Annotated in this window: 6 protein-coding genes; all 6 read left to right on the forward strand. The window is 59.3% G+C overall.

What is annotated here, in order from left to right; genetic code table 11:
• Nucleotides 1–1,241: DEAD/DEAH box helicase (locus tag TL5118_RS04690; protein ID WP_058260753.1), on the forward strand; the 1,241-nt coding region annotated here is incomplete at its 5' end.
• Nucleotides 1,238–1,462, forward strand: coding sequence for a DUF6511 domain-containing protein (locus TL5118_RS21070; protein WP_058243102.1), 225 nt, complete (start codon nucleotides 1,238–1,240; stop codon nucleotides 1,460–1,462). The genes TL5118_RS04690 and TL5118_RS21070, both read left to right, overlap by 4 nt.
• The gene (locus tag TL5118_RS04700; protein WP_058260754.1) at nucleotides 1,462–3,732 is read left to right on the forward strand and encodes a DUF3987 domain-containing protein; all 2,271 of its coding nucleotides are present in this window, start codon (nucleotides 1,462–1,464) and stop codon (nucleotides 3,730–3,732) included. The genes TL5118_RS21070 and TL5118_RS04700 overlap by 1 nt, the downstream gene beginning before the upstream one ends.
• Nucleotides 3,733–4,124: 392 nt before the next feature.
• On the forward strand, nucleotides 4,125–4,613 hold the full coding sequence (locus tag TL5118_RS04710) for a crossover junction endodeoxyribonuclease RuvC (RefSeq protein WP_058243100.1): 489 nt from the start codon (nucleotides 4,125–4,127) through the stop codon (nucleotides 4,611–4,613).
• The gene (locus TL5118_RS04715) at nucleotides 4,610–4,807 is read left to right on the forward strand and encodes a hypothetical protein (RefSeq protein WP_058243099.1); all 198 of its coding nucleotides are present in this window, start codon (nucleotides 4,610–4,612) and stop codon (nucleotides 4,805–4,807) included. Before TL5118_RS04710 ends, TL5118_RS04715 begins: the two co-directional genes overlap by 4 nt.
• A complete protein-coding gene (locus TL5118_RS04720) occupies nucleotides 4,800–5,180 on the forward strand; it encodes a DUF6362 family protein (protein ID WP_058243098.1) in 381 nt (126 codons plus the stop codon). The genes TL5118_RS04715 and TL5118_RS04720 overlap by 8 nt, the downstream gene beginning before the upstream one ends.
• The last annotated feature ends 378 nt before the right edge of the window (nucleotides 5,181–5,558 follow it).

The following is a 5,558-nucleotide window of genomic DNA, read 5'->3' on the forward strand; positions in this document are numbered from 1 at the left end:
TGCATGAGGGCAAGGACGCACTCTTTACCGACATTGCCTATGAGGCGCCGGTGCGTGATCTCATTGATGCAGGCTATCTTAGCCCACTGGTGTCGAAACAGCCCAATACGCGGCTCGACGTCTCGAAGGTTGGTACACGTGCAGGGGACTTCATTGCACGTGATCTGGCAGCCGCAGTCGATCAGGACGCGACGACGCGTGCGGCCGTTATCGAGATCATCACCCATGGAAAAGACCGCAAATCCTGGCTGGCGTTCTGCTCAGGCGTGGATCACGCACGCCATGTGGCCGAAGAGTTCACGCGTCAAGGTATCACCTGCCGCACGATCTTTGGGGACACTCCAAAGGAGGAGCGCGATGCCATCATCGCGGCCTTCAAGCGTGGTGAAATCCGCGCACTGGCCTCAATGGGGGTGTTGACGACCGGGTTCAACGCGCCGGCCGTCGATCTCATCGCGCTGCTGCGCCCGACCAAATCCGCAGGGCTTTATGTCCAAATGGTCGGTCGCGGCACGCGCTTGGCTCCGGACAAGGAAAACTGCTTGGTGCTCGACTTTGCGGGCAATGTGCGTCGCCATGGACCAATTGATTTGGTCCGCCCCAAACGCCCGGGCGATGGCGGGGGTGGGGAGGCACCCACAAAGGTCTGCCCCGAGTGCGACAGCATCATCGCGCTCTCGGCAACGGAATGCTCGGACTGTGGTTATGTCTTCCCGGCACGCGAGGTGAAAATCGCCCCCACAGCGGCCACGCTTCCGGTTTTGTCGCCGAAGGTTGAGTGGCTGCCGGTCCATGGTGTGTCTTACAGCCGTCATGACAAGCGCGGCGGGCGCCCCTCAATGAAGGTCACCTATAGCTGCGGGCTGAAGTCCTACAACGAATGGGTCTGTGTCGAGCATCAGGGCTATGCGCGCCAGAAGGCGCTCGAGTGGTGGCGCAAGCGCGCGCCGGGCTGCCCGATGCCGCACACTGTCGACGATGCCATTGCGCAGGCGGGGGAACTGACCCGGCCAACCGCGATCTCGGTGCGCCCATCGGGCCGCTTTCTTGAAATCTCCGGCTACAGGTTTGATCCATGCGCCACATCCACTCCGGCCTCTGCGCCGTCTGCCACCGGGAACCTCGTGGGTTTGGTTGGTTCAACCCGACATTCATTGTCTCGGATAAACGGCGGGACCAAAGCCGCAGACACCTCTGTTCTCGCACCTGCCAGGACATCTGTCACAGGAGGACAGGTATGATCGATCCCACCCCGAATGAAATGCAGGCCATGAGTGTTGGTGGCCAATATGGTGGCGAATACCTCGAGAGTATCGGCAAATCCGATCTCGCCACCCTGACTGAGACCGAGTGGGATCGCTTTCTTGATGCGGTCATCACCGGATATTGTGACCAACTGCGCGCGCTGGCGGGGCAAGACCGCACACGGCTCGACGCCATGACCCCGGAGGTGCCGTTCTGATGGCTGAGACATCGTATATGGCGCGGTTTGGCGCACGGCTGGTCACCAATGGCTATGGCATCCTGCCGATTGGTCCGGGCACAAAAAAACCTGGCCAGTTCAAGCGTGGAGCATGGGCAGACTACCCCGAGTGGAACCGGCACACCGAACGCCCGACCACGGAGGTTGAGGTGACGACATGGTCGACTTGGCCAGAGTGTGGCATCGGGCTTGTTGGCGGCACGGTTGCGGCTGTCGATATTGACGTCGTTGAGGATACGGAACTGGCGCTCCAGATCGAGAAACTGGCGCGTGAACGTTTGGGGGATACCCCGGCGCTGCGCATCGGCAAGGCGCCAAAGCGGATGCTGATTTATCGCACACAAACCCCTTTCCGGGGCATCAAACGTCATCCGCTGGAGGTGCTTTGTCTCGGTCAGCAGTTCGTGGCCTATGCCAACCACCCGGACACTGGCGCGCCCTATGCCTGGCCAGAGGAGGGGCTGGCTGATCTCGATATCACGGAGCTGCCTGAGATTACCGCAGAGATGGCGCGCGCCTTTCTTGACGAGGCCTATGCGCTGTTGCCCGAACATCTGCGGCAACGTGGCCTTGCGACAGGATCACCTGCCACGGAGCACCTGCAGGCCCATAGCCAGATGGGGACATCGCCTGCCATTGAGGCCGCGCTGAAATGGCTGCCCAATGCGGAGTTGGATTATGACAGCTGGGTGCGGATTGGTATGGCGCTGAAGGGCGCGCTTGGCGAGGCCGGGGGCGATATCTTTGCCGGCTGGTCAGCGCAGGCGGCAAAGGATGTGCCTGCAGCCACGATCAAAGCCTGGGCCAGCTTCAAACCCGATCGCATTGGCGCCGGCACGATCTACCACCTTGCCATGGAGCGCGGCTGGCAAGCTGATGCATCACTGCGCTTTGATGGATCGACGGCCCGCGATGAACAGCATCCTGCGGCGGATCTCTTGTCGAAGCTGGGAGGGCATTACGAGGGTAATGAGGAACCTTCCGCCACCTCGCCATTCAGACTGGCCATGCCGGATGGATTGGTGGGGGATCTGACCGATTACATGCTGTCGACAGCCCGGCGTCCTCAGCCGTTGTTGTCACTCGGTGCTAGCCTTTGCGCGATTGGTGCGCTCATGGGGCGGCAGTATCGCACCGAGAGTAACCTGCGCTCGAACCTGTATGTCGTGGGCATTGCGGATAGCGGATCAGGCAAGAACCACGCCCGCGAGATCATCAACGAGGTCTTTTTCGAGGCGGGGCTGGCCCATCATCTCGGTGGCAACAAAATCGCCTCCGGCGCGGGGCTTTTGACCGCGCTGCACCGCCAGCCTGCGATCCTCTTCCAGATCGATGAGTTTGGTATGTTCTTGGCAGCGGCGGCCGACCGGCGGCGCAGTCCACGCCATATCACCGAAATCCTCGACAACATGACCGAGCTTTACACGGCCGCGGGCGGGATTTTCCTTGGTGCGGAATATGCCAACCGTGATGGGTCGAATGAGCGGCGGGATATCAATCAACCCTGCCTGAGTGTTTATGGCACGACGACGCCTTTGCACTTTTGGGGGGCGCTCCAAGGCGCAAACGTCGTCGACGGCTCGCTGGCCCGCTTTCTGATTCTGCCGAGTGATGAGGATTATCCAGACGAGAACATCGCCGTGGGCATTCGCCAAGCTGATCCTGCCCTGATCGCCGGGTTGCAAAGCGTGGCCTCCGGTGGCGGGCACCAGAAGGGCAACCTTGCGGGCAAGACAGCCGATCAGAACACGTCTGTGAACCCGACCATGGTTCCGATGACTGAGGAGGCCCGTGCGCGTTTCAAAGCGCTGAGCGCCGAATTGACGGGGGAGTTGCGGGCGGCAGCTGGGACGGCCTTCACGGCGATCCTGGCCCGCATTGGGGAGAACGCATTGAAACTGGCGTTGATCGTCGCGGTCGGGCGCGATCCGACAAACCCTGCGATCGACCTCCCGGCCGCAGATTGGGCCATTGATTTTGTGCGCCATTATGCGCGGCGGACGATTGCGGCGGTGGAGCGGCATGTTGCGGATACCGAAACAGAGGCCCATCTAAAGCGGCTCAAGGAAGTCATCCGTGCAGCTGGATCAAGCGGGATTACCAAATCCGAGGTTACACGGGCGTCGCAGTGGTTGAAATCACGCGACCGAAATGAGATCCTCGAAACGCTGATAGAAAGTGGTGACATCACCACCGGCATGCGCGACACTGGTGGTCGCAGGGCCATGGTCTATCGGATCCTGACGTGAACAATAGACTTCTTTCAAAACGGGATTTTCTTCAATTGAAAGAAGTCGGGATCTAAGTTGCTGTTCAGGAACGGATTTTTCACTTCTTTCACTTCTTTCAATCTTTCAAGGGGACACATGTTTATATGTGTATTCTCGCGCGCGATGAGGTGGAGGGAGAGGTACCTATTGAAATATAAGTAATATTGAAAGAAGGTATATTATACATACAGTTCAACCCCTTACAGGCTAACTTCTTTCAAATTGGCCTGTTGAAGGAATTGAAAGAAGTGCCGGGCGGCTTCGTCGCCCCGCGCCTGACCTGACCAGACCACCCTTCGGGGCCTGGCGAGACCGCAGCCTTCACCGGCCAGCCCTCTCGCCTCGCTCATCAAATCGAAGAGGAGGTCTGCATGACCCAACCTACACAAGCCCCGCGCAGTATCCTTGCGCTTGACCTTGGCACCACCACAGGCTGGGCCCTGCGCGGCTTTGACGGCCTGATCACCAGCGGGACAGCGTCGTTCAAACCCGGTCGCTACGATGGCGGTGGTATGCGCTATCTGCGGTTCACCAACTGGCTCACGGAACTTGATCGGCTGTCTGGACCGATTGCAACGATCTGGTTCGAAGAAGTTCGCCGCCACGCTGGTACTGACGCAGCCCATGTCTATGGCGGCCTCATGGCCTCACTGACCAGTTGGGGCGAGCTAAGGGGCATTCCCTATGAGGGCGTGCCCGTCGGCACCATCAAGCGTCACGCCACCGGCAAGGGCAACGCCAACAAGGTCGCCATGATCGCCGCCGCCCAGGCGCGCGGGTTCAGCCCCACTGATGACAATGAAGCCGATGCCATTGCCATCCTGCACTGGGCCATTGAGACCCGGGGAGGTGTGGCATGAGGTTCACTCCGAAAGGCTATGGCGGACACCGCCGTGATCCCGATCAGGTAAAACGGGACGGTTGGCACGAACAAGGTGTGCTGGCTGTCAGCGTCGACGATCAACGCCTGACCTGGCCGGAACGTGAATTGGTCGAGCAATTGGGTGCAAAACTCTACGGGCCACGCCCCAAAGGGGAGGTGCGCCATGGGTGAGAAAAAGATCTGGACCGCCGACGATGTCGCGGATCATTTCGAAGAAGCGTTCCGTACGCTTCGCAAGCTGCCACCGGTCAAAGCCAAGGGGTACTTCAACGCCTGGCCTGACATCGCGCGGACCAGCCGTGAGATCGCTGCTATGGAACCCCAGCCGATGCGGGTCTGGCCTTCTGCTGCGTCGATAACCCGTCTTGAGCAAACCTTTGATTGGGTGCTTTGGATTGAAGAGGCAGAGCGCAAGCTGATCTGGTCGCGGGCGGCTCGTGTGCCCTGGAAGCAGATTAGCGGTGAACTTGGCATTGATCGCACGACGGCATGGCGCAAGCACAAGCTCGCATTGACCAAGATCGCGTCGCGCCTGAATGTCTGAACGACTCCAATATGTTGCAACACTTTTGTGTTCGACACATGCAACAGTTTCGTGCTATCCGTAGGGCATAATGGGGAGAGTGCGTTGGAAGACGGCTCTCCCCGTTTTCATTTGGAAGGTTGATGGTTTGTTGGTCTGCAAGCGCTTATCAGTTGATCGATAAATACCGTCTCTTTCTAAATCGTTACACCACGTAACCCATTGTAATTAAACGGGTCCTTCCTAGCCGTAGGTGTATGTGGGGGGGCGAGGCGCGAGGCTTTCCCAGTGACACCGGCAAAAACACCCGTTTCGTTTCGTTTTGACGCGAACCCCAATAAACAGTATCCGTCCGGTGTCCCCGCTCTGACGGCGTGATGGAGTGCCTGCTAGATGTCC

It is taken from the genome of Thalassovita autumnalis (assembly GCF_001458255.1).
GTDB lineage: Bacteria > Pseudomonadota > Alphaproteobacteria > Rhodobacterales > Rhodobacteraceae > Thalassobius > Thalassobius autumnalis.

What these genes read in the sequence shown, in the direction of transcription:
- TL5118_RS21070 (WP_058243102.1), top strand. Translation starts at nt 1,238, where the DNA reads ATGATCGATCCCACCCCGAATGAAATGCAGGCCATGAGTGTTGGTGGC.
- TL5118_RS04700 (WP_058260754.1), top strand. Translation starts at nt 1,462, where the DNA reads ATGGCTGAGACATCGTATATGGCGCGGTTTGGCGCACGGCTGGTCACC.
- TL5118_RS04710 (WP_058243100.1), top strand. Translation starts at nt 4,125, where the DNA reads ATGACCCAACCTACACAAGCCCCGCGCAGTATCCTTGCGCTTGACCTT.
- TL5118_RS04715 (WP_058243099.1), top strand. Translation starts at nt 4,610, where the DNA reads ATGAGGTTCACTCCGAAAGGCTATGGCGGACACCGCCGTGATCCCGAT.
- TL5118_RS04720 (WP_058243098.1), top strand. Translation starts at nt 4,800, where the DNA reads ATGGGTGAGAAAAAGATCTGGACCGCCGACGATGTCGCGGATCATTTC.